Origin of the sequence: Streptomyces sp. NPDC046727 (assembly GCF_040645635.1) — a bacterium.
Classification (GTDB): Bacteria; Actinomycetota; Actinomycetes; order Streptomycetales; family Streptomycetaceae; genus Streptomyces.
Genome location: NZ_JBEYYR010000051.1, coordinates 1 through 24,612, shown reverse-complemented (window position 1 = coordinate 24,612; position 24,612 = coordinate 1). Strand labels below are relative to the sequence as shown.

At 73.6% G+C, this 24,612-nt stretch carries 25 protein-coding genes; 15 read left to right on the top strand and 10 right to left on the bottom strand.

The features are described 5' to 3' along the window. The first annotated feature begins 8 nt into the window (after positions 1-8). Together ABZ937_RS39080 and ABZ937_RS39075 are read left to right on the top strand one after the other, a co-directional pair. Entirely contained in the window at positions 9-665 is a 657-nt protein-coding gene (locus ABZ937_RS39080) for a response regulator transcription factor (RefSeq protein WP_361699488.1), read from the top strand. Positions 666-762: 97 nt separating this feature from the next. Beyond that, positions 763-1,917, top strand: a complete 1,155-nt coding sequence (locus tag ABZ937_RS39075) for an ROK family transcriptional regulator (protein WP_361699486.1) — start codon at positions 763-765, stop codon at positions 1,915-1,917. Between the two features lie 726 nt (positions 1,918-2,643). Here the strand turns inward: ABZ937_RS39075 and ABZ937_RS39070 are convergent. Beyond that, a complete protein-coding gene (locus tag ABZ937_RS39070; protein WP_361699484.1) occupies positions 2,644-3,405 on the bottom strand; it encodes a GntR family transcriptional regulator in 762 nt (253 codons plus the stop codon). A 260-nt stretch (positions 3,406-3,665) separates the two neighbouring features. Further along, the gene (locus tag ABZ937_RS39065) at positions 3,666-4,550 is read right to left on the bottom strand and encodes an RNA polymerase sigma-70 factor (RefSeq protein ID WP_361699482.1); all 885 of its coding nucleotides are present in this window, start codon (positions 4,548-4,550) and stop codon (positions 3,666-3,668) included. A gap of 121 nt (positions 4,551-4,671) precedes the next feature. Between ABZ937_RS39065 and ABZ937_RS39060 the strand changes: the two genes are divergently transcribed. From ABZ937_RS39060 to ABZ937_RS39040, 5 genes are all read left to right on the top strand, one after another. Continuing rightward, positions 4,672-5,325 carry an NAD(P)-binding domain-containing protein gene (locus ABZ937_RS39060; protein ID WP_361699563.1) on the top strand — a complete coding sequence of 218 codons (654 nt, stop codon included), beginning with the start codon at positions 4,672-4,674 and terminating at the stop codon, positions 5,323-5,325. 91 nt (positions 5,326-5,416) lie between these two features. Next, the gene (locus ABZ937_RS39055; protein WP_361699480.1) at positions 5,417-6,247 is read left to right on the top strand and encodes an alpha/beta hydrolase; all 831 of its coding nucleotides are present in this window, start codon (positions 5,417-5,419) and stop codon (positions 6,245-6,247) included. A 141-nt stretch (positions 6,248-6,388) separates the two neighbouring features. After that, complete coding sequence (locus tag ABZ937_RS39050; RefSeq protein ID WP_361699478.1) at positions 6,389-7,975, top strand: alkaline phosphatase D family protein; 1,587 nt, start codon at positions 6,389-6,391, stop codon at positions 7,973-7,975. Between the two features lie 117 nt (positions 7,976-8,092). Beyond that, a complete protein-coding gene (locus tag ABZ937_RS39045; RefSeq protein WP_361699476.1) occupies positions 8,093-8,824 on the top strand; it encodes a hypothetical protein in 732 nt (243 codons plus the stop codon). Positions 8,825-8,995: 171 nt separating this feature from the next. Further along, on the top strand, positions 8,996-10,360 hold the full coding sequence (locus tag ABZ937_RS39040) for a GNAT family N-acetyltransferase (RefSeq protein ID WP_361699475.1): 1,365 nt from the start codon (positions 8,996-8,998) through the stop codon (positions 10,358-10,360). A gap of 45 nt (positions 10,361-10,405) precedes the next feature. Here the strand turns inward: ABZ937_RS39040 and ABZ937_RS39035 are convergent, their stop codons facing one another. Further along, complete coding sequence (locus ABZ937_RS39035; RefSeq protein WP_361699473.1) at positions 10,406-10,807, bottom strand: Rid family hydrolase; 402 nt, start codon at positions 10,805-10,807, stop codon at positions 10,406-10,408. A gap of 95 nt (positions 10,808-10,902) precedes the next feature. Here ABZ937_RS39035 and ABZ937_RS39030 point away from each other — a divergent pair, with 95 nt between their 5' ends. Further along, positions 10,903-11,886, top strand: coding sequence for a WYL domain-containing protein (locus tag ABZ937_RS39030; RefSeq protein ID WP_361699471.1), 984 nt, complete (start codon positions 10,903-10,905; stop codon positions 11,884-11,886). A gap of 6 nt (positions 11,887-11,892) precedes the next feature. Here ABZ937_RS39030 and gap read toward each other — a convergent pair whose 3' ends face one another. The 3 genes from gap to ABZ937_RS39015 all read right to left on the bottom strand — a co-directional run bounded on the left by gap (position 11,893) and on the right by ABZ937_RS39015 (position 15,279). Further along, entirely contained in the window at positions 11,893-12,891 is a 999-nt protein-coding gene (gene gap, locus ABZ937_RS39025) for a type I glyceraldehyde-3-phosphate dehydrogenase (protein ID WP_361699469.1), read from the bottom strand. 108 nt (positions 12,892-12,999) lie between these two features. Continuing rightward, positions 13,000-13,956: a helix-turn-helix domain-containing protein gene (locus ABZ937_RS39020; RefSeq protein ID WP_361699467.1), complete on the bottom strand. Its 957-nt coding sequence runs from the start codon at positions 13,954-13,956 to the stop codon at positions 13,000-13,002. Positions 13,957-14,079: 123 nt separating this feature from the next. Further along, a complete protein-coding gene (locus tag ABZ937_RS39015; protein ID WP_361699465.1) occupies positions 14,080-15,279 on the bottom strand; it encodes a PLP-dependent transferase in 1,200 nt (399 codons plus the stop codon). A 60-nt stretch (positions 15,280-15,339) separates the two neighbouring features. On the opposite strand from ABZ937_RS39015, the gene ABZ937_RS39010 reads away from it, so the two are divergent. Then, on the top strand, positions 15,340-15,825 hold the full coding sequence (locus ABZ937_RS39010; RefSeq protein WP_361699463.1) for an Lrp/AsnC family transcriptional regulator: 486 nt from the start codon (positions 15,340-15,342) through the stop codon (positions 15,823-15,825). A 52-nt stretch (positions 15,826-15,877) separates the two neighbouring features. Further along, positions 15,878-17,569 carry a DUF885 domain-containing protein gene (locus ABZ937_RS39005; RefSeq protein WP_361699461.1) on the top strand — a complete coding sequence of 564 codons (1,692 nt, stop codon included), beginning with the start codon at positions 15,878-15,880 and terminating at the stop codon, positions 17,567-17,569. Between the two features lie 34 nt (positions 17,570-17,603). Here ABZ937_RS39005 and ABZ937_RS39000 read toward each other — a convergent pair whose 3' ends face one another. Further along, positions 17,604-18,431 (bottom strand): SDR family oxidoreductase, encoded by an 828-nt coding sequence (locus ABZ937_RS39000; protein WP_361699459.1) that lies wholly within the window; start codon positions 18,429-18,431, stop codon positions 17,604-17,606. 137 nt (positions 18,432-18,568) lie between these two features. On the opposite strand from ABZ937_RS39000, the gene ABZ937_RS38995 reads away from it, so the two are divergent. From ABZ937_RS38995 to ABZ937_RS38980, 4 genes are all read left to right on the top strand, one after another. Further along, a complete protein-coding gene (locus ABZ937_RS38995; protein ID WP_361699457.1) occupies positions 18,569-19,246 on the top strand; it encodes a hypothetical protein in 678 nt (225 codons plus the stop codon). A 163-nt stretch (positions 19,247-19,409) separates the two neighbouring features. Further along, positions 19,410-19,646 (top strand): ferredoxin, encoded by a 237-nt coding sequence (locus ABZ937_RS38990; protein WP_361699456.1) that lies wholly within the window; start codon positions 19,410-19,412, stop codon positions 19,644-19,646. Next, positions 19,636-21,027: an FAD-dependent oxidoreductase gene (locus ABZ937_RS38985; protein WP_361699454.1), complete on the top strand. Its 1,392-nt coding sequence runs from the start codon at positions 19,636-19,638 to the stop codon at positions 21,025-21,027. Before ABZ937_RS38990 ends, ABZ937_RS38985 begins: the two co-directional genes overlap by 11 nt. Before the next feature lie 36 nt (positions 21,028-21,063). Beyond that, a complete protein-coding gene (locus ABZ937_RS38980) occupies positions 21,064-22,293 on the top strand; it encodes a cytochrome P450 (RefSeq protein WP_361699452.1) in 1,230 nt (409 codons plus the stop codon). A gap of 25 nt (positions 22,294-22,318) precedes the next feature. On the opposite strand, the gene ABZ937_RS38975 is transcribed toward ABZ937_RS38980, so the two are convergent. Next, entirely contained in the window at positions 22,319-22,834 is a 516-nt protein-coding gene (locus ABZ937_RS38975; protein WP_361699450.1) for an immunity 21 family protein, read from the bottom strand. 26 nt (positions 22,835-22,860) lie between these two features. Then, positions 22,861-23,337, bottom strand: a complete 477-nt coding sequence (locus ABZ937_RS38970) for a rhodanese-like domain-containing protein (RefSeq protein ID WP_361699448.1) — start codon at positions 23,335-23,337, stop codon at positions 22,861-22,863. 94 nt (positions 23,338-23,431) lie between these two features. Between ABZ937_RS38970 and ABZ937_RS38965 the strand changes: the two genes are divergently transcribed. Next, a complete protein-coding gene (locus ABZ937_RS38965; protein WP_361699446.1) occupies positions 23,432-23,878 on the top strand; it encodes an Lrp/AsnC family transcriptional regulator in 447 nt (148 codons plus the stop codon). Here ABZ937_RS38965 and ABZ937_RS38960 read toward each other — a convergent pair. After that, positions 23,875-24,612 (bottom strand): SbcC/MukB-like Walker B domain-containing protein (locus tag ABZ937_RS38960; protein ID WP_361699444.1); only part of this gene is annotated, 738 nt, incomplete at its 5' end. The two genes, ABZ937_RS38965 and ABZ937_RS38960, sit on opposite strands and share 4 nt — an antisense overlap.

The following is a 24,612-nucleotide window of genomic DNA, read 5'->3' as shown; positions in this document are numbered from 1 at the left end:
CTGGCCGGATGCCGGTCACCGTACTCCTCGTCGACGACGAACCCCTGGTCCGCGCGGGTCTGCGGGCCGTGCTGGGGGCGCAGCCCGACATCGAGGTGGTGGGTGAGGCGGCCGACGGCGCGGCGGTCATCCCGCTGGTCCGGCAGCTGCGGCCGGACGTGGTCGCCATGGACGTACGGATGCCCCTCATGGACGGCATCGAGGCGACGCGCGCGGTGCTGCGCACGGTGGCCGAGCCGCCGAAGATCCTCGTGGTGACCACCTTCGAGGACGACGAGTACGTGTACGAGGCGCTGCGCGCGGGTGCCGACGGGTTCCTGTTGAAGCGGGCCCGTCCCGCCGAGATCGTGCACGCGGTGCGGCTGGTCGCGGAGGGCGAGTCGCTGCTGTTCCCGGCCTCCGTACGGCGCCTCGCCGCCCGGTACGGCGACGGGGACCGGCCGGCACGGGCCGTGCTGGAGCGGGCCCGGCTGACCGAGCGGGAGGCGGAGGTGCTGCGGCTCATGGCGCGGGGGCTGTCGAACGCGGAGATCGCGGCCCGGCTGGTCGTCGGCGTGGAGACGGTGAAGTCGCATGTGAGCGCCGTCCTGGCCAAGCTCGGCGCGCGCGACCGCACCCAGGCGGTGATCGCGGCCTACGAGTCGGGGTTCGTGGAGCCCAGGTGATCCGGGGGTCCGGCCGTCGGCGGAACCCGGCACTCGCCGGGGTGCGCCGGGCCGAGTACGATCCGGCCAACACGCCCGCGAGCTGGGAGGACGGACGGTGGGGCAGCTGACCGGCGGCGATCCCTCGCTGCTGCGAAGGATCAATTCCGCGGTGGTGCTGCACGCGCTGCGTGCCACGGACTGCGCGACGCTCACCGAGATCACCCGCGTCACCGGACTGTCCCGGCCGACCGTCGAGGGCGTCGTGGAGGGGCTCATCGAGGGCGGCCTGGTGGTGGAGGCGGCGGCCGACGAGGGCGGCACGCGCAGGCAGGGGCGGCCCGCCCGGCGGTTCCGGTTCCGGGCCGAGGCGGGGCATCTGCTGGGCCTGGAGATCGGGCCGCACCGGGTCGCCGCGCTCCTGTCCGACCTGGACGGACGGGTGCTGGGCGCGCAGGCCAAGGAGGTCGACGAGACGGCCTCGGCGGACGAGCGGCTCGACCGGCTGCGCGGCGCGGTCGCCGAGCTGCTGCGGCGGGCCGGGGTCGCGCGCAGCTCGCTGCGGGCGGTGGGCGTGGGCACGCCGGGCATCGTGGAGGCGGACGGCACGGTGCGGCTGAGCACGGCCCTGCCGCAGTGGACGGGCCTGAGGCTCGGCGAGCGGCTGAGCCGTTCCTTCAGGTGCCCGGTGCTGGTGGAGAACGACGCCAACGCGGCGGCGGTCGCCGAGCACTGGAAGGGCGCGGCGACCGAGACGGACGACGTGGTGTTCGTGCTGGCCGGGCTGAGCCCGGGGGCCGGTTCGCTGATCGGCGGGCGGCTGCACCGGGGCTACGGCGGGGCGGCCGGGGAGATCGGCGCGCTGCATCTGCTGGGCCGGGAGGCGACGCCGGAGGCGCTGCTGTCGACCACCGACGAGCCGCTGCACCCGCTGGACGAGCAGGCGGTCGCCGAGGTGTTCGCGCTGGCGCGCAAGGGCGACCAGCGGGCGCGGGCGGCCGTCGACCGGTTCATCCAGCGGCTCGTGCACGACGTGGCGGCGCTGGTGCTGGCGCTCGATCCGGCGCTGGTCGTGATCGGGGGCTGGGCGGCCGGTCTGGACGGCGTCCTGGAGCCGCTGCGCGGCGAACTGGCCCGCTACTGCCTGCGTCCGCCTCAGGTGACGCTGTCCCTGCTGGGCGAGGCGGCGGTGGCGACGGGGGCACTGCGCCTGGCTCTGGACCATGTCGAGGAGCAGCTGTTCGCGGTGGACGGCACGGTGACACGGCGCTGACCGTCGCCGGATGCCGCGCGCCGGGCACGGTCATCGTGCCGACGCGGCACCGCCATGGCCGGTCGCACAGTTCCCCATGCCCCCAGGGACTAGGCCCCGCCCTCGGCCGCGAGCATCCATGCGCACAGCCGACGGCCAGGGCAGCGGAGGCGAGCACCTGTCCGCGGTGGACGCCACCGTGACACGGCACCGAGCGCCGCCGGATGCCGCGCGCCGGGCACGGTCATCGTGCCGACGCGGCGCCACCATGGCCGGTCGCACAGTTCCCCGCGCCCCAGGGACTAGGCCCCGCCCTCGGCCGCGAGCATCCGTGCACACAGCCGACGGCCGGGGCGGCGGAGGCGAGCAGCTGTTCGCGATGGACGCCACGATGACAAGGCGCTGAGCGCACCGTCGGCTGCCGCGCGCCGGGCACGGTCATCGTGCCGACGCGGCACCGCCATGGCCGGTCGCACAGTTCTCCGCGTGGGTTGGCCCCGCCCTCAGCCGCGAGCATCCATGCGCACGGCCGACGGCCGGGGCAGCAGAGGCGAGCACCTGTCCGCGGTGGACGCCACCGTGACACGGCACTGAGCGCCGCCGGCTGCCGCGTACCGGGCACGGTCATCACGCCGACGCGGCACCGCCATGGCCGGTCACGCAGTTCCCCACGCCCCCACGGGGTAGGCCCCGCCCCTAGCCGCGCGTACCCGTGCGCCCCGGCCGGGGGCCGGGGCGTCAGGTGGCTCAGGAAGCCTGTCGCTCCGGGTCGTGGTGGATCTCCACGCCCGCCGAGTCGCCGAAGGTCAGCCGGCAGGTGTCGGCGCGGTAAGTCGCCACCGAGAGTGCCGCGGTGCGGCCCTGGGCGATGAAGCGGGTCGTGACGACGAGGACGGGCGAGCCGGGGAGCCGGTCGAGCGCCTTGGCGTCGTCCGCGCGCGCGGAGCCCAGTTCGACGGCGCGCTCCTCGCCCTCCAGCGGCAGGTGCTGCAGTTCGCGCAGCACCGCACGCGCGCGTGCCGCGTCGGACGGGGCGTCGATCGCGGTCAGGCCGGGCACCGAAGCGGCCGGGATGTAGAGCAGTTCGGTGGCGACCTGCTGGCCGTGGGACGTGCGGGAGCGGCGGACGGTGTGGACGGGCTCGTCCGTGCCTGTCTCCAGGGCCGCGGCGACTGCGGCGGGCGGCGTCGCCTGGGCGCTGTCGACGGGCTGCCAGGCGTCTCCGGCGGCGCCGGGCCAGGTGTGCTGCTCCGTACCGACGGCCACGCCCACGCGCGGAGGCGCGACGGTCGTGCCGACGCCGCGGCGGCGCTGCAGCCGGCCCTCCAGCTCCAGCTGTTCGAGGGCCTGGCGGAGCGTGGCGCGGGCCACGCCGAAGCGGGCGGCGAGATCACGCTCGTTGGGCAGGATCTCCCCGACGGAGAACTCGGAGTCCAGTGCCTCGGTGAGCACGGTCTTGAGATGCCAGTACTTCGGTTCCGGTACCGATTCCAGCTGCGTGGTCCCCACCCTGTCCTCCGCAAGAGCCGTGGTCCGGCGGTTTTTAGCGCCCTTGTTTATTAAAGGTTGTTGCACTTCTCTGCGACCATAGGGCGGCCGCCACCCTTGGTCAAGACCAATCCTCGGCCCCGTGGGGATCAGGAGGGTGACCTGGCGCGGAGCGTTCACGAGGCGTTCGTACGCGACGGCGCGTGTGACATCCCGGCAAAACCCCTGCAGCACGACGGAGCCCCCGTCGTACGACGGGGGCTCGTGGGACAGGCGGTGACTCAGTGGCCGGTGAGGTGCCGCAGCTTTTCGGGGTTGCGGTGGATGTAGACGGCCGTGACGTGGCCGTCGGCGATGTCCAGCTGGAGCAGGGTGTCGGGCTTGTCGCCGTACAGGATCAGCACGGCGGGGCCGCCGTTGACCTCCAGCGCACGGAAGGACATGTCCGCGGGGGTCGAGCGCGCCACGCCGATGAGGAAGCGGCCGACCTTGTCGGGGGTCTGCAGGGCGCGCACCGGCGCCTTGGCCTTGCCGCCGCTGTCGCCGACCAGCCGGACGTCCGGGGCGAGCAGGGACATCAGTCCTTCCAGATCGCCCTCCCCCGCGGCGGCGAGGAAACGTTCGGTCAGATCCCGGCGCCGGGCCGGGTCGACCTCGTACCGGGGACGCCGTTCCGCCACGTGCCGGCGGGCCCGTCCGGCGAGCTGCCGTACCGCCGGCTCGGCCCGGTCGAGCAGTGCGGCGATCTCGGCGAACGGGAAGCCGAACGCCTCCCTGAGCACGAACACCGCCCGCTCCAGCGGCGACAGCGACTCCAGGACGACCAGGACGGCCAGCGAGACCGTGTCGGCGAGCACCGCGCGCTCCGCGGAGTCCGGGGCGGTGTCGGCGAATTCGGTGAGGTACGGCTCCGGCAGCCAGGGCCCGACGTACGCCTCGCCGCGCGCCTGCACCTGGCGCAGCCGGTCGATGGCCAGCCGGGTGGTGACGCGCACCAGGTAGGCGCGCGGTTCGCGGACCTCCGTGCGGTCGGCCTGGGCCCAGCGCAGCCAGGCCTCCTGGACCACGTCCTCGGCGTCGGCGACCCGGCCGAGCATGCGATAGGCGACTCCCATGAGCAGGGGCCGGTGCTCTTCGAAGACATCGGTGGCAAGGTCGGTGGTCACGGGTCCATCCCATCCGACACGCCTGCCGGTGTCCACCCGGAATGCCCGGCTCCAGGAGCGGTCCGGATCACAATGACCGCGGACCGTCGGCGGACGGCGGCCGGTGAACTTGAGGTGGGCGATGCGGTACGCGGTGCTGGGCACGGGCGAGGTGGGCCGTACCCTGGCCGGCCGGCTGCTGGAGCTGGGGCACGAGGTGACCCTCGGGTCCCGCACCCCGGACAACCCGGTGGCACGGGAGTGGGCCACGGCCGCGGCCGGCCGGGCGCACGCGGGGACGTTCGCGGACGCGGCGGCGGCGGGCGAGGTGGTCGTCAACGCGGTGGGCGGCCGGGTGGCGCTCGACGCGCTGGAGGCGGCGGGTGCCGAGCATCTGGTGGGCAAGGTGCTGGTGGACGTGTCCAATCCGCTGGCGTTCGAGGACGGGCAGCCGCGGCTGGACCCGGTGGAGTCGGACAGTGTGGGCGAGCGGATCCAGCGGGCGTTCCCGCACGCGCGCGTGGTGAAGACGCTGAACACCGTCAACTGCCGGGTGATGGTGGACCCGGGGCGGGTGCCGGGCGAGCATCACATGTTCGTGTGCGGGGCGGACGCCCGGGCCAAGGAGCACGTGACGGCGCTGCTCGGGGAGTTCGGCTGGCCGGCCGGGCGGGTGCTGGACCTGGGCGACATCCGGGCGGCCCGCGCGCTGGAGATGTATCTGCCGCTGTGGCTCACCCTGTTCGGCCGCTTCGGGGACGCCGACTTCAACGTCGAGGTCCGCCGGGCGGGCTGAGGTTCGGTCACCACCCGAGGGCTACCGACCGGTAGCAATTGCTGACAAGCTGTCTACGGCGTCCGTCAGCAGCCCAGACGAGGAGCACCCCATGTCCGCCACCGTCTCCTTCAAGGTCCCCACCCCGCACGGCCCGGGCGATGTGACCGTCTCCTACGCGCGCGTGGGCCGCGGCGAGCCGCTGGTCCTGCTGCACGGCATCGGCCATCACCGGCAGGCCTGGGACCCGGTCGTGGACATCCTCGCCACCGAGCGCGACGTGATCGCCGTCGACCTGCCGGGCTTCGGCGCCTCCCCGGGACTGCCGGACGGCCTGGCCTACGACCTGCCCACCACCAACTCGGTGCTCGGCGCCCTGTTCGAGGCGCTGGAGCTGGACCGGCCGCACGTGGCCGGCAACTCGCTGGGCGGCCTGCTCGCGCTGGAGCTGGGCCGGGAGAAGCTCGCACGGTCGGTCACCGCCCTCTCCCCCGCCGGGTTCTGGACCGACGCCGAGCGGCGGTACGCCTTCGCCGTGCTGCTCGCGATGCGGGGCGTCGCCCAGCGGCTTCCGCTGCCGCTGGTGGAGCGGCTGGCCCGCACGGCGGCCGGCCGTACCGCCCTGACCAGCACCATCTACGCCCGGCCCGCACGCCGTTCGCCGGACGCGGTGGTCGCCGAGACGCTCGCGCTCGTGGCGGCCACCGGTTTCGAGGCCACCCTGCGCGCGGGAGCCACCGTGCAGTTCACCGACGACCTGCCGGGCCTGCCGGTCACGGTGGCCTGGGGCACCCGGGACCGGCTGCTCGTGCGCCGCCAGGGCGTCCGCGCCAAGCGGCTCATCCCGCACGCCCGGCTGGTGCGGCTGCCCGGCTGCGGCCACTGCCCGATGAGCGACGACCCGGCGCTGGTCGCGCGGGTCATCCTGGCCGGCAGCCGCTGAGCGGGACCTGACAGCGCCCCAGCCGGCCGGGCCACGGCGGTTGTTCACTTGTGGTTTGCGTACGCGCCGCAGCGCGGCAGTAGGTGTGGCTCTGCACACCGGCCGGATCCCGTACGGCCGTCCGTCTCTGGAGGCGCAGCCATGTCACACCGTCCGTTCCCCGGCCGCCGCAGCGTTCTGCGCGGCTCCCTCGCCGCGTCGGCGGCCCTGACCCTGCCCGTCGGTCTCGGCGCGGCCCCGGCGTTCGCCCGCTCGGGGCGTCCCGAGGCGGGCTGGGGTGTGCAGACCGGTGACGTGACCGCCGACTCCGGCCTGGTGTGGGTGCGTTCGGACCGGCCGGCCCGGATGATCGTGGAGACCTCGGCCACCGAGTCGTTCCGCAACCCGCGCAGATGGCACGGTCCGCTGCTGGGCGCCGGCACGGACTTCACCGGCACCACCCGGCTGCACGGCCTGCCCTCCGGCGAGCAGATCCACTACCGCGTCCTGCTCGCCGACCCGGACGACCCGCGCCGCACCGGTGAGCCCGTGACCGGCACCTTCCGCACGGTCTCCCGGCGCCGCCGGGACGGCGTGCGCTTCCTGTGGTCGGGCGACCTGGCCGGCCAGGGCTGGGGCATCAACCCCGACCTCGGCGGCTACCGCATCTACGACGCCATGGCGAAGCTGGACCCGGACTTCTTCCTGTGCAGCGGCGACAACATCTACGCCGACGGGCCGATCACCGCCACCCAGGCGCTGCCCGACGGCAGTACCTGGCGGAACGTCACCACCGAGGAGAAGGCGAAGGTCGCCGAGACCCTCGCCGAGTACCGGGGCAACTTCCGCTACAACCTGCTCGATGCCAACCTGCGCGGGTTCAACGCCCAGGTGCCCTCGATCATCCAGTGGGACGACCACGAGGTGCGCAACAACTGGTACCCGGGCGAGGTGATCGCGTCCACCGACACCCGGTACACCGAGAAGAGCATCGACGTGCTCGCGGCGCGCGCCCGCCGGGCGTTCAGCGAGTACTTCCCGATCTCCACCCTGCGGCCGGGCGCCAAGGAGGGCCGCGTCTACCGCGTGCTGCGCCAGGGTCCGCTGCTGGACGTGTTCGTGCTCGACATGCGGACCTACCGCAACGCCAACTCCCCCGACGACCAGACCGTCGACCCGCAGGGCATCCTCGGCCGGGAGCAGCTGGAGTGGCTCAAGCGGGAGCTGGCCCGGTCGCGTGCGGTGTGGAAGGTCATCGCCGCCGACATGCCGCTCGGCCTCGTGGTGCCCGACCCGATGGAGAGCAAGCCGAACTTCGAGGCGGTCGCGCAGGGCGACCCGGGCGCGCCGCTGGGCCGTGAGCTGCAGATCGCCGAGCTGCTGCGCTTCATCAAGCACCGGCGGATCACCGGCACGCTGTGGCTGACGGCCGACGTGCACCACACCTCCGCCCAGCACTACCAGCCCTCGCGGGCCACGTTCACCGACTTCGAACCGTTCTGGGAGTTCGTCTCCGGTCCGCTGAACGCCGGCGCCTTCCCGGCCAGCGCGCTGGACGCCACCTTCGGCCCGGAACGGGTGTTCGTGAAGGCGCCGACCGCGTCGAACGTCTCGCCCGCGGGCGGGTACCAGTTCTTCGGCGAGGTCGACATCGACGGCGACAGCGGTGAGCTGACGGTACGGCTGCGGGAGCAGGACGGCACCGTGCTGTTCACACAAGAGCTGCGGCCGGGCCGGGTCGGCCAGTAGCGGGCGGGCGTTTTCGCAGGTCAAGCCGATTGTCAGTGGTCGCCTCCACGGTTTTTCCATGACTGGCTGCGCACCGGCACCACCGCCGAGGACCCGGCCCGGCGCCGGACCAAGGGCGTGCGGATCCTTCTGGAACCGGGGGAAATCCCGGAGCTGCAGGCGGGTTTCCCGCAGGAGTTCCGCCGGCTCGGCCAGCCGCTGTCCGTCGTCAGCGACCGCTGTCACTGCACCCACTGGAGCGACGCGATACGTCCGCACTGGCTCGCCGTCCTCCCGGAGCGGCGGGAGCCGGTCGCCGAGCGGATGCTGCCCGACCTGGCCGGGACGGCCGTCGACGGCGACCGCGGAGCCGGCGTCCGTCCCCGGCTCGCCGAGGCGGGCGAGGCCGTCCGCCTGTGCGTGGCGTACGGACTCGGTGCGCGGCACCAGGAGGACCGGCTCGCCGCGGTGGACGCCCTGCTGGTGCTCGCCGCACGGGGGCAGCTTCGCGGGATGCGACTGGGCGCGGATCTGGGTGAGCTGATGGACCGGGGTGCGAAGCCGCAGCGGCTGTCCGAGTCGGCACGGACCGCGGCGGCCACGGGAGCCCCTGCGACGATGTGGGAGATACTCCGGCACGCCCTGCCCGTTCCGCTGGCCGGTCTCGCGACCGCCCGCCCGGAGGCGGCGGCCGTGGCGGCCCGGGGCCTCGGGGAACTGCTGACCGTCGCGGCGGAGTGTGCCGAGCGGTCCGGGGCGCGCGGAGACGTGCCGCATCTCGCGGAGACCGCGGCACGGGCCGGTTCCTCCCGGCTGGTCACCCAGGCGCGGCGGCTGCGGGACGCCCTGCGCGAGGAGGCGGCCGCCTGAGCCGGACCCGAATGCCCGCATCCGTCAACGATAGAAAACCCAACAAAAAGGGCGGAAGCATCCTTTACCCATCGGTCACAATCAGTTCGTGATCACGCAACACCTCTCCTTCACAGTGGCTGCATGACTCCAGACATGCCTGATGTGACCCGAGCGAGGCACGGACGGCCCGTGCACCACTGGCGACGGGACGTCGTCGAACTCGCCGCGCTCTTCACGGCCGTGGCCGTCGCGGACGCGGTGGCCAACCTGATCGGCCATGGGCCCGACGGCCCGGCCCTGCTGGTGATGTCGGCACTCGTGCTGGCCGCGACCGCGGGATTCCACGTGTGGTGGTCACGCCGCCACGGGCACGCGCCGCCGGTCACCGATACCGACGCCCGGCCGGACGCCGAGACGCGGCCGGCCGGGCCGTCCGGGCAGCCCGCCGCCGACGAGGTCGCCGGTGCGCTGTGGCGGATGCGGACGACGGTGAAGGACGAGCCGGGCTCCCTGGCCGCCCTGTGCGCGGCGCTCGCCGAGCGGCGGGTGGACATCCTGAGCCTGCAGACGCACCCGCTGGCCGACGGCACGGTGGACGAGTTCCTGCTGCGGGCGCCGGGCGCGGTGGCGGCGGCCGACATCACCCGGGCGGTCGCGCTGGCCGGTGGCACGGCCACCTGGATCGAGCGGGCCGACGCCCACGACCTGGTCGACGCGCCCACCCGGGTGCTCGGCCTGGCGGCCCGCACGGCCCTGGACACCGCCGAACTTCCACTGGCGCTGCGTCAGTTGCTCGGCCGCTGCACGATCCGGTCGCTGCCCGGCACACCGGCCGGCGGTGGCAGTGGCCCGCGGCCGGTGCCGGTCGAGGGGGTCCTGGAGGACACCGTGATGCGGCTGCCGGCGCCCGAGGGCGGGGTGCTCACCGTGGAGCGGCCGTATCTGCCGTTCACCCCCACCGAGTTCGCGCGCGCTCGGGCGCTGGTGGAGCTGGACAGCCGGCTCGGGCCGCGGATCCCGCGCGGCGAGGACGTGCTGACGCTGCCCGAGGGCAACGACATCACTGTGCGCCGGGTCGACACCGGTGACCTGGCCGCGGCCCGGGCCATGCACGACCGGTGCTCTCCGCGCACCCTCGACCTGCGCTACCACGGCCCGGTCGGCGACGCGGACCGCTATCTCAACCACCTGCTCAGCCCCCGCTTCGGCCGGACGCTGGCCGCGCAGACCGCCTCCGGCCGGATCGTCGGCCTCGGGCACCTGCTGTGGGACGGCGACGAGACCGAGGTCGCGCTGCTGGTCGAGGACGACTGGCAGCAACGCGGCATCGGCGGTGAGCTGCTCGGCCGGCTGGTGGCGCTGGCGGTGGAGGCGGGCTGCGAGAGCGTGTACGCCGTGACCAAGGCGTCCAACACCGGCATGGTCGCCGCGATGCGCGGCCTCGGGCTGCCGCTGGACTACCAGGTCGAGGAGGGCACGCTGGTCATCACGGCCCGGCTGGACGCGGCCCCCGTGCCCTCCGCACTCCGGGCACGGCCACCCCACCTCGGCTGAAGCGTGGCGCGAGACAGGGTGACCTGACCGGATGCGGGCGGCGGGTCAGGGCCGGGCGGCGAGGGCCTCGACCTCGAACAGCACGTCGGGCGCGGCCAGGCCCGCGACACCGATGAGGGTCTGCGTGGGCGGCTTCGTACCCCAGCCCTCCCGCACGGCCTCGGCGATCGGTCCGAGCTTGCTGACGTCATGGTTCACCACGTACGTCCTGAGCTGGACGACATGGCTCAGGTCGAGCCCATGGGCGGCAAGAGCGACGCCGATGTTGCGGAACGCCTGCTTCACCTGCTCGGTGAAATCGGTCGAGACAACCGCGCCGTCCGGGCCCGAGCCGTACTGACCCGCGACAAGCACCAGTTCCGTGCCCGCGGGGACGACGGCGGTGTGGCTGTAGCCGAACGGAACCGGGTTGTGCAGACCGTCGGGATTGACAATGGCGTGTCCCATGCGGGTCACCTCTCGTGTGCGTTGGACCTCTGTCGTGCTGAAGCCTCCCAACGCATCACGACATCCTGTGTCATGTATTGCCGTAGGGTTTTCGTATGCGCGCCGATCGATTGGTATCGCTGGTGCTGCTGCTGCGGCAGCACGGCCGGCTGTCCGCGACCGCGCTGGCCCGCGAGCTGGAGGTGTCCACCCGCACCGTGCTGCGCGACATCGAGGCGCTGTCCGCGGCCGGCGTCCCGGTCTATTCCGAACGCGGCCGGCACGGCGGTTTCGCGTTGCTACCCGGTTTCCAGACCGAGCTCACCGGACTGAACCACGACGAGGCACTCGCCCTGCTGGTCGCCGGATCGCGGCGCGGCGCGCAGGCGTTCGGACTTGGTTCGGCGCTCGCGTCGGCCATGCGCAAGGTGGTCGACGCGCTGCCCGAAAGCGACCGGGCCACCGCGGCCGGCGCGGCCCGGCGGTTGCTCATCGACCCGGAGACCGATCTCCTCTCGCGTCGGCTGGTCACCGAGGAGGTGCCCGACACCGTCGTGGCCGAGGTGCGGCGCGCGGTGCTCGCCGGGCACAAGCTGCGCATCCGCTACGCAGCCGTGCACCAGACCCCCGAATGGCGCACGGTGGACCCGATCGGCCTGGTCACCGTGCGCGACCAGGGCTACTTGCTGGCCACGCGATCCGGCGCGGACCGCACCTACCGGCTGTCCCGCATCCTGGCCGCCGAAAAGCTTCCCGAACCGGCGCAGCGACCGGACCGGGTCGATCTGGACCGGGCCTGGCAGGAACGGAGCACACGGTTTCGGACCGGCGGCGACCAGGTCACCGTGCTGGTGCGGATGGACCCGGCGCGGCGGGAGGACCTGGTGGGCACCGCGCTGGCCGTCCTCGCCGAGGAAGCCGACGCGGGCGGCCGGCTGCAGCTGGAGGTGACCTTCCAGGACGCGAGACACGCCGAATGGGCGTTGTGGCGCCTCGGCACGGACGCGGAAGCCCTGGCCCCGCAGTGGCTGCGCACCTCCCTGCGCGACCGCGCCACCGCGATCGCCACCCACTACGCGCCGAAGGTCAGCGGGGAGTAGGGGTCGTCAGTGGGTGGCGAGGAACTCGAGTGTGTCGATCACGCGGTTCGAGAAGCCCCACTCGTTGTCGTACCAGGCGACCACCTTGACGTGGCGGCCGTCGACGCGGGTGAGGGCCGAGTCGAAGATGGAAGAGGCGGGATTTCCCGTGATGTCGGACGACACGAGCGGGTCCTCCGAGTACTCGAGGATGCCGGCGAGCGGCCCCTCCGCCGCGGCGCGGTACGCCGCCAGCACGTTGTCGCGCGTCACCTCGCGGGCGACGGTCGTGTTGAGTTCGACGATCGAGCCCACCGGCACCGGGACGCGGATCGAGTCGCCCGACAGCTTGCCGTCGAGGTTCGGCAGGACCAGGCCGATCGCCTTGGCGGCGCCCGTCGTGGTGGGCACGATGTTGACGCCGGCCGCACGGGCGCGGCGGGCGTCCCGGTGCGGGCCGTCCTGGAGGTTCTGCTCCTGGGTGTAGGCGTGCACCGTCGTCATGAACCCGTGCTCGATACCGGCGAGTTCGTCGAGAACCGCGGCGAGCGGCGCGAGCGCGTTGGTGGTGCAGGAGGCGTTCGAGACGATCGTGTGCACGGCCGGGTCGTAGGCGTCGGTGTTGACCCCGAACGCGAGCGTGACGTCGGCGCCGTCCGACGGCGCGCTGACGAGTACCTTCTTCGCGCCCGCGTCGAGGTGGGCGCGGGCTGCCTTCGCCGAGGTGAAGCGGCCGGTGGCCTCCAGGACGATGTCGACGCCGAGTTCGGCCCACGGCAGCTGCGCCGGTTCGCGCTCGGCCAGCACCGTGATCCGACGGCCGTCGACGACGAGGGCGTCCCCGTCGACGGTCACCGGACGCCCGAGCCGGCCGGCCGTGCTGTCGTAGGCGAGCAGCCGGGCGAGAGTGGCGGGCTCCGTCAGGTCGTTGACGGCGACGATCTCGAGGGCGCTGTCGCGTTCGAGCAGTGCGCGCAGCACATTGCGTCCGATGCGGCCGAATCCGTTGATGGCGATGCGAGTCATGAATGATGCCCCTTCCTATCGCCACCAGGCTCCTCCGCGGCCGGCGCCGCTGACAGTGGCGGTATCGCCATGGTTCAAAAGGATCCCGCCACTGCGTGCCGGGCGGCGTCACTCGCCCCGGGTGAAGGTGCGCCGGTACTCGCTCGGTGTGGTGCCGAGGATGCGCTGGAAGTGCAGGCGCAGGTTCGCGCCGGTGCCGAGCCCGACGTCGGCGGCGATCTGCTCGACGCTGCGCTCCGAACGCTCGAGCAGTTCGCGGGCCAGGTCGACGCGGGCGCGCATCACCCACTGCAGCGGCGTGTAGCCGGTCTCCTCGACGAAGCGCCGGGAGAACGTGCGCGGCGAGACCCCCGCCTGACGCGCCAGTATGTCGAGGGTGAGGGGCTCGCCGAGCCGGTGCAGCGCCCACTCCCGGGTGGCGGCGAACCGCTCGCCGAGCGGCTCGGGGACGCTGCGCGGTACGTACTGGGCCTGGCCGCCGCTGCGGTAGGGGGCCGCGACCAGACGCCGGGCCGCGTGGTTGGACGCGGCCACTCCGAGGTCGCCGCGCAGGATGTGCAGGCACAGGTCGATGCCGGAGGCGGCGCCGGCCGAGGTGAGCACGCTGCCCTCGTCGACGAACAGCACGTTCTCGTCGACCTGGACGAGCGGGTGCCTGGCCACGAGTGCCCGGGTGTAGTGCCAGTGCGTCGTGGCGCGCCTGCCGTCGAGCAGGCCCGTGGCGGCGAGCGCGAAGGCGCCCGTCGAGATGGCGGCGAGCCGCGCGCCCCGGTCGTGGGCGGCTATCAGTGCGTCGACGACGGCCCGCGGCGGGTCGTCGCGGTCCGGGAACCGGTAGCCGGGGACGAAGACGATGTCGGCCCACGCAAGGGCGTCGAGGCCGTGGTCGACGTGGTACGCGAGGCCGTCGCCGCCGGTCACGAGGCCGGGTGTCGCCCCGCACACCCGCACCTCGTACGGCATGCTCGCGCGGGTCGTGAAGACCTGAGCGGGAATTCCGACATCGAGCGGCTTCGCACCCTCGAGTACGAGGACGGCGACGCGATGCGGGCGGGAGGCTGGCACAGGACGAGGTTACGTGGGGCGCCCCCTGCGCGGACCGGACAGACGGCTCCGGAGGCCTGGAGCCCAGGGGTGCCGGACCCCGCGGGATCAGCCCGCGGGGCCCCGGCTCCCCCGCCCCCCCGTTCAGCGCACCGCCTCCCGCAGCGGTACCGGTGTGCGGGTGGGCTGCCCCAGGGCCTGGTCCAGGTCTGCCCACAGGTCGTCCACGTCCTCCAGGCCCACGGACAGCCGCAGCAGCCGGTCGCTCACCCCGGCACTCCGCCGGTCCTCCGCGTCCACGATGCGGTGGCTGATGGACGCGGGATGCTGGATGAGCGTGTCGACGCTGCCCAGGCTCACCGCGGGGGTGACGAGCCGGACCCGGGAGATCACCTCGTGCGGGTCGCCGAGCACCTCGAAGGCGACCATCGCGCCGCCCAGCCGGGGATAGCGCACGCGGGCCACGCGCGGGTCGGCGGCGAGCCGGCGCGCCAGTTCGGCGGCGTTCGCGGAGGCCGCCCGTACCCGCACGGGCAGCGTGGACAGGCCGCGCAGCAGCAGATAGCCGGCCAGCGGATGCAGGACGCCGCCCGTGGCGAACCGTATCTGCCGCAGCCGGCCCGCGAACTCCTCGTCGCAGGCGACGACCCCGGCCAGGACGTCGCCGTGGCCGCCGAGGTACTTGGTGGCGCTGTGCAGCACCATCCGGGCGCCCTGTTCGGCCGGGCGCTGGAGCACGGGCGTGGCGAAGGTGTTGTCGGCGAGCAGCGGGACCGAGCCGCAGGCGTGGGCGACGGCCCGCAGGTCGAGTTCGGCGAGGGTCGGGTTGGCCGGGGACTCGACCATCACCAGGCCGGTGTCCGCGCGCACCGCGTCGGCGATGCCGGCCGGGTCGGTCCAGGTGACCTCCGTACCGAGCAGCCCGGCGGTCAGCAGATGGTCGCTGCAGCCGTACAGGGGCCGTACCGCGACGACATGGCGCAGGCCCATGGCCGACCGGGCGAGCAGCACCGCGCTGAGCGCGGCCATGCCACTGGCGAAGGCGACCGCGGACTCGGTGCCCTCAAGCCGGGCGAGGGCGGTCTCGAAGCGGGCGACGGTCGGGTTGCCCAGGCGGCCGTAGACCGGCGGGCCCGCCGGGTCGGCGCCGTCGGTGGCGAAGGCGTCGATGCGGGCGGCCTCGGCGCGGCTGTCGTAGGAGGGGTAGGTGGTGGACAGGTCGATCGGCGGGGCGTGCAGGCCCTGGCGGGCGAGGTCGTCGCGGCCGGCGTGCACGGCCTCGGTGGCCAGGGCTCTCGATGCGGCGCGTACGTCGTCGTAGGCGCCGGTGCTCGCTGTGTCCATGGGCGGAAGGGTGAACATCGAACGGTTCCTGGAAATCGAACACCGTGCTACGTTCGGCCAATGGCCGAATCTGTCGTACTGGATCCGGTCGATCTGCATCTGCTGCGGCTGCTGCAGAACGACGCCCGGACCACCTACCGCGACCTCGCCGCGCAGGTGGGCGTGGCGCCGTCGACCTGCCTGGACCGGGTGACCCGGCTGCGCCGCTCGGGCGTGATACTCGGCCACCGGCTGCAGCTCGATCCGGCCCGGCTCGGGCGCGGCCTCCAGGCGCTGCTGTCGGTGCAGGTCCGGCCGCACCGCAGGGAGCTGGTCGGGCCGTTCGTGGAGCGGATCCGGGCGCTGCCGGAGGCGCGGACCGTGTTCCATCTGACCGGGCCGGACGACTATCTGGTGCATGTGGCGGTCGCGGACATGGCCGATCTGCAGCGGCTGGTGCTCGACGAGTTCACGGCACGGCGCGAGGTGGCCCGGGTGGAGACCCGGCTGATCTTCCAGCAGTGGGAGTGCGGGCCGATGCTGCCGCCCGGCCACGCCCAGAGCTGAATCCCCCATACTCGGGTGACGCGGTGATCCTCCGCGTACGAGGATGGGCCGCATGTCTGAGACCCAGATCCCGCTGCCCCGTCAGGTCGCCGACGCCTATGTGGACGACCTCATCGCCCTCGACCCGGTCACCGGTACCTACCTCGGTGTGAAGGAGAGTTCGAGCAGGCTGCCCGACTACTCGCCCGCCGGCTTCGAGGCGCAGGCGGAGCTGGCGCGGGCCACGCTCGCGAAGCTCGACGAGGCCGAGCGCCGGCCCGGTGCCGACAGCGACGAGGAGCGGCGCTGCGCCCGGCTGCTCCGGGAGCGGCTGACGGCCGGTCTCGCCATGTACGAGGCGGGTGAGCACCTGCGCGAGGTCGGCAACCTCGACACGCCCGGCCACGCGGTCCGGGAGATCTTCACGGTCACCCCGGCGGACACGGAGGAGGACTGGGCGGCGATCACGGAGCGGCTGCGCGCGGTGCCGGGCGCGCTCGCGGGCTACCGTGCCTCGCTCGAACTCGGCCTGGAGCGGGGGCTGTTCGCGGCGCCCCGGCCGACCGCCACCTACATCGGCCAGCTCACCGAGTGGACGGACACGGACGGCAAGGGCCGCGGCTGGTACGAGGACTTCGCCGCCGCGGGACCCGAGTCGCTGCGCGCGGAGCTGGACGAGGCGGCGCGCACCGCGACCGGCGCCCTGGTGGAGCTGCGGGACTGGCTGCGGGACGTGTACGCGCCGGCGATCGCGGGCGCCCCGAACGTGGTGGGCCGGGAGCGGTACGCGCGCTGGGCCCGCTACTTCAACGGCACCGACCTGGACCTGGACGAGGCGTACGCGTACGGCTGGGCGGAGTTCCACCGCATCCTCGGCGAGATGCGGCAGGAGGCGGAGAAGATCCTGCCCGGCGCCGGGACGCCGTGGGTGGCGCTCGCGCACCTGGACGAGCACGGCCGGCACATCGAGGGCGTGGACGAGGTCCGGGAGTGGCTCCAGGGCCTGATGGACAAGGCGATCGGGGAGCTGGACGGCACCCACTTCGACCTCGCCGAGCGGGTGCGGAAGGTGGAGTCGTGCATCGCCCCGCCCGGCGGCGCGGCGGCCCCCTACTACACGCCGCCGTCGGAGGACTTCTCCCGGCCGGGCCGCACCTGGCTGCCCACGATGGGCCTGACCCGCTTCCCGGTCTACGATCTCGTGTCGACCTGGTACCACGAGGGTGTGCCCGGTCATCACCTCCAGCTCGCGCAGTGGACGCACGTGGCCGAGAACCTCTCCCGCTACCAGGCGACGGTCGGCGGGGTCAGCGCCAACGCGGAGGGCTGGGCGCTGTACGCGGAGCGGCTGATGGACGAGCTGGGCTACCTCACGGATGCCGAGGAGCGGCTCGGCTACCTGGACGCGCAGATGATGCGGGCGGTCCGGGTGATCGTGGACATCGGCATGCACCTGGAGCTGGAGATTCCGGCGGACTCGCCGTTCCGCCCCGGTGAGCGGTGGACGCCGGAGCTGGCGGAGGAGTTCTGCGGCGCGCACAGCAGCCGGCCCGCGGACTACGTGGAGAGCGAGCTGACCCGGTACCTGACGATCCCGGGCCAGGCCATCGGCTACAAGCTGGGCGAGCGGGCGTGGCTGCTGGGCCGGGAGAAGGCGCGCGAGCGGCACGGTGACGCCTTCGACCTGAAGGCCTGGCACATGGCGGCGCTGTCGCAGGGTTCCCTGGGCCTGGACGACCTGGTGGACGAGCTGTCGCAGCTCTGACCTCCCCGGTCCCCGCCCGGGGTCTGCCGGGCGCTCAACGCCGGAAGCCGCCCTCGGAGTTGACGACCTCGCCGGTGATCCAGCCCGCCTCGTCCGTGGCCAGCCACGCGATGAGCCGGGCCGGGTCGTCCGGCGCACCCCAGCGTCCGGCGGGAAACCGGGCGGCCACGGCCGCGTGTGCCTCGCCGGTGGCGTACCCGGTGTCCACGGGACCCGGGTTGACGGTGTTCACGGTGATGCCCCGCCCGGCGAGGGTGGTGGCCAGGGAGCGGGTGATCGAGGCGAGGGCACCCTTCTGCAGGGCATAGGCGATCTCGCCGGGCATCCCGCCCGCGATGTCCTGCCCTGAGGTCATCATCACCACGCGCCCGCCGGGAGTGCCGTGGGGCAGCACGGCGCGCGAACGGGCGTACGCCTGGACGAGCAGCAGCACCGAGCGGGTGTCCACGGCCCAGTGGGCGTCCAGCATCGCGGCGTCGATGTCGTCCAGGGTGCCGTCGGAGCCGCTGAGGGCGTGGTTGGCCACGAGGATGTCCAGGCGGCCGAACTCCGCGACCACGGTGTCGATCAGCCGGGCGGGTTCCGTGGGATCCGCCAGGTCGCCGGGGCCCGACACGACCCGGGCCCCGGGGTCGCCGAGCGCCTCCCGCACGGAGCCGGCGACGGCCTCGGGGCTGTCGGCTCCCCAGGGCATGGCGGCGTCGTGCGGCAGGTGGTGGTGCAGATACACGCAGGCGCCGTAGGCGGCCAGCCGCCGGGCCACGGCATGGCCGATACCGGCCCGCCTGCCGGCACCGGTGACGAGTGCGGTTCGGCCGCGCAGGGGCAGGGGGTCGCGGCGCAGTTCGGCAGGTGTGAGCATGGCCGCCCACTCTAGGGAGACCGGTGGCCGGGCCGCGAGTGGGATTCCGCTCGGCCGGACGGCCGCCTCCCGGTGGCGCGGGCGGGGTGCGGGCGGCTGGCTGGTGCCGGGGGCCGATGCGGAGAGGCGGGCCGGGCATGCAGGAGAAGGGGCCGGGGCAGGAGGCACTGGAGACACCGGGCGCCGCGGGACTCGCCGGAGTCGTCTTCGCGCTGCTCCTGGCGGCGGCGATGGTCCTGGTCAGGCTGGGCATCCCGGAGGGGGCCGACGCGGCCGGCGCTCCGGTGTTCACGGACTCCGCGCGGCGGGACGCGCTGCGGACGGCTCTCGCGCTCGTGCCGTTCGCCGGCATCTTCTTCCTGTGGTTCATCGGCGCGATCCGCGCGCACGTCGGCGCGGTCGAGGACAAGTTCGTCGCCACCGTCTTCCTGGGCAGCGGGCTGGTCTTCACCGCCATGATGTTCGGCGCCGCCGCGGCGGCGGGTGCCGTGCTGGCGGTGGACCACCGGGTGGGCGCGCTGCCGCTGCCGGCCGGCTGGGACTTCGGCCGCCACTTCGCGTACCGGCTGATGACGGAGTACGCCACGCGGATGGCGGCGGTCTTCGTGTCCTCCATGTCGGTCATCGGCCACCGCCTCGGCGTCCTGCCGCGCTGGCTCACGATCGTCGGCTTCCTCGCCGCCCTGACGCTGCTCTTCCTCTCGTCCAACGTGCCGTGGGCGGAACTCGCCTTCCCGGTGTGGTCACTGCTGCTCAGCGTGCACATCCTCAGGGCGAGCCGCCGGGGCCGGCCCCGGCCGGCCCCGGCCCGGTGACCGCCGCTCCCGGCCGCGGGCCGCTCACCCGATCGGCGTGCCCGGCGCGCGGCCGGACCGCCCGCACTCGCATGCTGGCGAGCGGGGGACGACCGCCGTCCGGAGGCGCCGCGCGAGCCGTGTGGTGGGCACCGGACCTGGCCACCGGAAGGGCGGAGCGTCGATGAGGCTCGTCGTCGATCTCAACAAGTGTCAGGGGTACGCGCAGTGCGCGTTCCTCGCGCCGGACGTCTTCACCATGCACGGCGAGGAGTCGCTGATCTACAACCCGCTGGCGAGCGAGGAGCACCGGGAGAACCTGGCGCGGGCCGTCGCCGCCTGCCCGGTGCAGGCGATCACCGCGGACGGCCTGGAGAAGCCGGCCGAGGAGGCCGTACGGGGGGCGTCGGATGGCCGGTGACTACATGGACTGGCTGCGGCGCGAGGGCAGGATCGTGATCGTCGGAGCCTCACTGGCGGGCCTGCGGGCCGCCGAGACGCTGCGCGCCGAGGGCTTCGCCGGTTCGCTCACCCTCGTCGGTGACGAGCCGTACGAGCCGTACGACCGGCCGCCGCTGTCCAAGGCGGTGCTGCTGGGCAAGGCATCGCCGAACCACACCGACCTGCCGCGCCTGCGGGACGTCGACGCGAAGTGGCGGCTCGGCGTCGCGGCGACCGGTCTGGACATCACCGCCAAGCGGGTACGGCTGGCCGACGGGGACGAGGTCGAGTACGACCGGTTGCTCATCGCGACCGGCGTCCGCGCCCGGCCCTGGCCGAACGAGGCGGAGGCCGGGCTGGACGGCGTCTTCGTGCTGCGCACCCGCGACGACGGGGTCGCCTTGAAGCGGCGGCTGAGCGCCGGGGCCCGGCGGGTGTTCGTGATCGGGGCCGGGTTCGCCGGCTCGGAGGTCGCCTCGGCCTGCCGGGAGATGGGCCTCGCCGTCACCGTGGCGGAACGCGCGGGCGCCCCGCTGGTGGGCGCGCTCGGCGGGGTCGTCGGCGCGGTCGCCGCCGACCTGCAGACCGAGAACGGCGTGGATCTGCGGACCGGTGTCACGGTGACGATGCTGGAGGGCGACCCGGCGGGCCGGGTGCGGGCCGTCCACCTGTCCGACGCGAGCGTCGTCGAGACGGATGTCGTGGTCGTCTCGCTGGGCTCGCTGCGCAACACCGAGTGGCTGACCGGGTCGGGGCTCGGCGCGGGCCCGCGCGGCATCGCCAGCGACGCGGGCTGCCGGGCCTTCGACTTCCGGGGCATCGTCACCGACGACGTCTTCGTCGCCGGAGACGTGGCCCGGTCCCCGCATCCGCTGTTCGGCTACCAGTTCCTCTCGCTCGAACACTGGGGCAACGCCGTCGCGCAGGGCCGGACCGCCGCGCACAACATGATCTGCCCGCCCGCCGACCGGCGCCCGCACATCTGGATGCCCGCCTTCTGGTCCTCGCAGTTCGGCGTCAACATCAAGTCGGTCGGGGTGCCGCCCATGGGCGAGCAGCTGATGATCACTCAGGGCTCGCTGGCCGAGCGCCGGTTCGTCGGCGTCTACGGATACCAGGGCCGGATCGTGGCCGCCGTGACCTTCGACAACGCGAAGTGGCTGGAGTTCTACCAGCGGGAGATCGAGCGGGGCGCGCCGTTCCCGGTCGAGCACACCACGGTGGACCGGCGTCCCGAGGGCCGGCAACCGGTCCCCGCGGACTTCCCCGACCCCGCTCTGCCCACTCACGGCCCCACCGTGACCCTCAGCGGCTACTCGCCGGCCGAACGCCGGCTGGTCTTCACCCCCGCCCGTCACTGACCGCCGCTCCCGGCCCCGACGCTCCAAGGACCTGTCATGACGCAAGCCTCGCTGGCGCGCCAGATCGTCGACTACGCGAACCGCGCCGACCCGTATCCGCTGTACGCCGAGCTGCGCAGGACGCCGGTGCTGCACGAGGAGGAGGGCGGCCCGTACATCATCAGCTCGTACTGGGACATCGAGGCCCTGCTCCACGACCCGCGCATCAGCTCCGACGCCGCCAACCTGGCCGCCGCCGGGGACGACAGCCTGTCCCAGGCCGAGGACACGGGGCTGCCGCCGTCCTTCATCCGGCTCGACCCGCCGGAGCACGACCGGCTGCGGCGCATCGCCAACAGCGCCTTCGGGCCGCCCCACCGGCCGCACCGGGTGTACGACATGCGGGACGAGATGCGCGCGATCGTCACCGAGCTGATCGACGGGTTCGGGGACGCGCGGCAGGTCGACCTGGTGGACCAGTTCGCCTACCCGTTCCCGGTGACCGTGATCTGCCGGCTGCTGGGCGTCCCCCGGGAGGACGAGCCGCACTTCCGTACCCTGGTCGATCCGATCGTGGCCGGTCTCGATCCCCGGACGCAGCTGGATCCGGTCGCCTCGAAGGCGGCCCAGGAGGGGCGGTTGCAGCTCGGCATGTACCTGGCCGGGCTGGTGGACCAGCGGGCCAAGGAGCCGCGCGACGACATGCTGTCCGACCTGGTGGGCGGCAAGGGCCCGCACGGCGCCATGTCGACGATGGAGGTGCTCACCACCTCGGTGCTGCTGCTGATCGCCGGGCACGAGACGACCGTCAACCTGATCACCAACGGCATGCTGACCCTGCTGCGGTACCCGGAGGTCCTGGACAGGCTGCGGAAGGATCCGGGGCTGTCGGTGAAGATCGTGGAGGAGCTGCTGCGGTACGAGCCGCCGGTGCAGTTCGTGCCGCAGCGCACCAATATCACCGACATCGAGGTGCGCGGGGTCACGATCCCCAAGGGCTCACGGATCTGGCTGGTCCTCGCCGCGGGCAACCGGGATCCGGAGCGGTTCCCCGACCCCGACCGCTTCGACCCGGACCGCGGGGACATCGAGCACCTGGGCTTCGGCAGCGGCGTCCACAGCTGCTTCGGCGCCCCGCTGGCCCGCCTGGAGACCCAGCTCGCGCTGTCCGAACTGGCCCGGCGGCTGGAGGAACCCCGGCTCGTCGAGGACCCGCCGCCGTACCGGGAGAACCCGCTGCTGCGCGGTCCCCGCCATCTGAACGTCGCCTTCAAGGAGCTGCGTTGAGCAGGTGAAGGGGGCGGGCGTCGCGTCAGGGCCCGAGCCGTCTGAGCTGCACCAGGCCGATCCAGGTCTCCGGGCGCGGCTGCGCGTACGCGGCCCGCACCGTGTACGTGCCCGCCTCCAGTGGCACCCGGAGGTGCTCGGTGCGGCCGGCCTCCCGCCCGGGCCAGGCCGAGTCGAACAGCAGGACCGGGCCGGGCACGCGCCAGTGCGCCTCGCCGCCCCACACCGCCGTGGCGAGGGCGGCGGGGACACCGGCGAGCAGGTCCGCCTCGGAGTCCGCGGCGGACCACCGCACGAAGGTGCCGAGGTCGGGCAGGAACGAGGTGGAGGCGGGTTCGTCGCCGAGCACCAGGGCCGCGCTGTCGCCGACGGGCAGCAGACCGGCGAGGCCGTCGACCTCGCACGCCCGGTCGTAGTCCGTGGCGAGTTCCTCGCTGTCGGCGCCGGCCCAGAACGCCAGCACCGCCTCCGGAACCGCGATCAGCGGGCCACCGCCCGACTCCACCCACTCCAGTACGCCGGGATCCGCGTATCGAGCCATGGGCGGAGAACCTACACGGCCGTTCCTCAGCAGCCGCACTCGCCTTCGACCGGGGCCGTCAACGGGTCCGCGTCGCGGCGCGCCGGACCCTGCCAGGTCTCGTAGGCGAAGCCCTCGCGGGCCCAGTACTCGAAGCCGCCAAGCATCTCCTTGACCTGGTAGCCGAGTTCGGCGAGGGCGAGGGCGGCACGGGTGGCGCCGTTGCAGCCGGGGCCCCAGCAGTACGTCACGACCGGCACGGACTTGTCGAGGAGCTGTTCGGCCTGCTCGGGGATGAGCGCGGTCGGCAGGTGGACGGCGCCGGGGACGTGGCCCTGGTCCCAGGACTCGGTGGAGCGGGAGTCCAGGACGACGAAGCCGGGGTCGCCGCCGGCCGCGAGCGCGGCGGCCACGTCGGAGACGTCGGCGTGGAAGGCGAGGCTCGCCCGGAAGTAGGCGGCGGCCTCGGCGGGGGCGGCGGGGGCGACGCGCAGGACGGGGTTCGCGGAAGTCGTGTTGATCATGACTGGAAATCTATGGCCCGCGGGCCGCTCCCTGAAGGGGTGATCCCCGGGCTTCCTCTTGCCCGGCCGGGGATTCCCCTGCTATCCATCCGGGATGACCGTGTATTCCCCGGACGCCACCGACTGGCGCATCCTCGACGTCCTCCAGCGCGACGGACGGGTCAGCTACGCCGAGCTCGCGCGGGCCGTGTCCATGTCGCCGAGCGCCGTCACCGAGCGGGTCCGCCGGCTGGAGGAGGCGGGTGTGATCCAGGGGTACGCGGCGGTGGTCGACGCCGACCGGCTGGGCCTGCCGATCCTGGCGTTCGTGCGGCTGCGCTATCCGAACGGCAACTACAAGCCGTTCCACGACCTGGTCGCCGCGACACCCGAGATCCTGGAGGCGCACCACGTCACGGGCGACGACTGCTTCGTCATCAAGGTCGCCGCGCGGTCGATGTCCCATCTTGAGGAGGTCTCGGGGAAGATCGGCGCGCTGGGCTCGGTGACCACCAGCGTCGTGTACTCGTCCCCGCTGACCCGACGCCCGCTGGGCCGCTAGGCCACCTCTCCCCGCTGCCGCAGCGAGGACCCCGACCGGCCCTTGACGACCTCCAGTTGGGCGTGGATGCGGCGGCGCAGGTCGGCGACATGGCTGACGATGCCGACGCTGCGGTCGCGTTCGCGCAGCGAGTCCAGGACGTCCAGGACCTCGTCCAGGGTCTGGTCGTCGAGGCTGCCGAAGCCCTCGTCGATGAAGAGGGTGTCGAGGCGGACGCCGCCCGCCTCGTCGGTGACGACGTCGGCGAGGCCGAGGGCGAGCGCGAGGGAGGCGAAGAAGGTCTCACCGCCGGACAGGGTGGCGGTGTCCCGCTCCCGTCCGGTCCACGCGTCGACCACGTGCAGCCCGAGCCCGCTGCGTCCGCGTCCGGTGCGGTCGTCGGAGTGGACGAGGGTGTAGCGGCCGGACGACATGCGCTGGAGGCGGACGGTCGCGGCGGCGGCGACCTGTTCGAGACGGGCCGCCAGGACGTACGACTCCAGGCGCATCCGGCGTTCGTTGTCGGCGGAGGTGCCCGCCGTGAGGGCGGCCAGGCGGGCCACCCGGTCGTACTCCTCGCGGAGCGGGCCGAGCCGGCGTACGGCATCGGCGGCCCGGGCGGACAGGCGGTCCAGCTCGGTGCGGCAGCGGGCCGCCGCGTCGCGCGCGGAGCCGGCCTCGCGCAGCCGCCGTTCCGCGGTGGCCGCCGTCCGCTCGGCCGCGGCGGGGTCGGCGGGCGCGGCCCAGGGAACGCC

Excerpts from the sequence above, each read along its gene's own strand:
- ABZ937_RS39080 (WP_361699488.1), top strand. The coding sequence starts at position 9 with ATGCCGGTCACCGTACTCCTCGTCGACGACGAACCCCTGGTCCGCGCG.
- ABZ937_RS39060 (WP_361699563.1), top strand. The coding sequence starts at position 4,672 with ATGCGGTACGCGGTGCTGGGCACGGGCGAGGTGGGCCGTACCCTGGCC.
- ABZ937_RS39055 (WP_361699480.1), top strand. The coding sequence starts at position 5,417 with ATGTCCGCCACCGTCTCCTTCAAGGTCCCCACCCCGCACGGCCCGGGC.
- ABZ937_RS39050 (WP_361699478.1), top strand. The coding sequence starts at position 6,389 with ATGTCACACCGTCCGTTCCCCGGCCGCCGCAGCGTTCTGCGCGGCTCC.
- ABZ937_RS39035 (WP_361699473.1), bottom strand. The coding sequence starts at position 10,807 with ATGGGACACGCCATTGTCAATCCCGACGGTCTGCACAACCCGGTTCCG.
- ABZ937_RS39030 (WP_361699471.1), top strand. The coding sequence starts at position 10,903 with ATGCGCGCCGATCGATTGGTATCGCTGGTGCTGCTGCTGCGGCAGCAC.
- gap (WP_361699469.1), bottom strand. The coding sequence starts at position 12,891 with ATGACTCGCATCGCCATCAACGGATTCGGCCGCATCGGACGCAATGTG.
- ABZ937_RS39015 (WP_361699465.1), bottom strand. The coding sequence starts at position 15,279 with ATGGACACAGCGAGCACCGGCGCCTACGACGACGTACGCGCCGCATCG.
- ABZ937_RS39010 (WP_361699463.1), top strand. The coding sequence starts at position 15,340 with ATGGCCGAATCTGTCGTACTGGATCCGGTCGATCTGCATCTGCTGCGG.
- ABZ937_RS39005 (WP_361699461.1), top strand. The coding sequence starts at position 15,878 with ATGTCTGAGACCCAGATCCCGCTGCCCCGTCAGGTCGCCGACGCCTAT.
- ABZ937_RS39000 (WP_361699459.1), bottom strand. The coding sequence starts at position 18,431 with ATGCTCACACCTGCCGAACTGCGCCGCGACCCCCTGCCCCTGCGCGGC.
- ABZ937_RS38995 (WP_361699457.1), top strand. The coding sequence starts at position 18,569 with ATGCAGGAGAAGGGGCCGGGGCAGGAGGCACTGGAGACACCGGGCGCC.
- ABZ937_RS38990 (WP_361699456.1), top strand. The coding sequence starts at position 19,410 with ATGAGGCTCGTCGTCGATCTCAACAAGTGTCAGGGGTACGCGCAGTGC.
- ABZ937_RS38985 (WP_361699454.1), top strand. The coding sequence starts at position 19,636 with ATGGCCGGTGACTACATGGACTGGCTGCGGCGCGAGGGCAGGATCGTG.
- ABZ937_RS38980 (WP_361699452.1), top strand. The coding sequence starts at position 21,064 with ATGACGCAAGCCTCGCTGGCGCGCCAGATCGTCGACTACGCGAACCGC.
- ABZ937_RS38975 (WP_361699450.1), bottom strand. The coding sequence starts at position 22,834 with ATGGCTCGATACGCGGATCCCGGCGTACTGGAGTGGGTGGAGTCGGGC.
- ABZ937_RS38970 (WP_361699448.1), bottom strand. The coding sequence starts at position 23,337 with ATGATCAACACGACTTCCGCGAACCCCGTCCTGCGCGTCGCCCCCGCC.
- ABZ937_RS38965 (WP_361699446.1), top strand. The coding sequence starts at position 23,432 with ATGACCGTGTATTCCCCGGACGCCACCGACTGGCGCATCCTCGACGTC.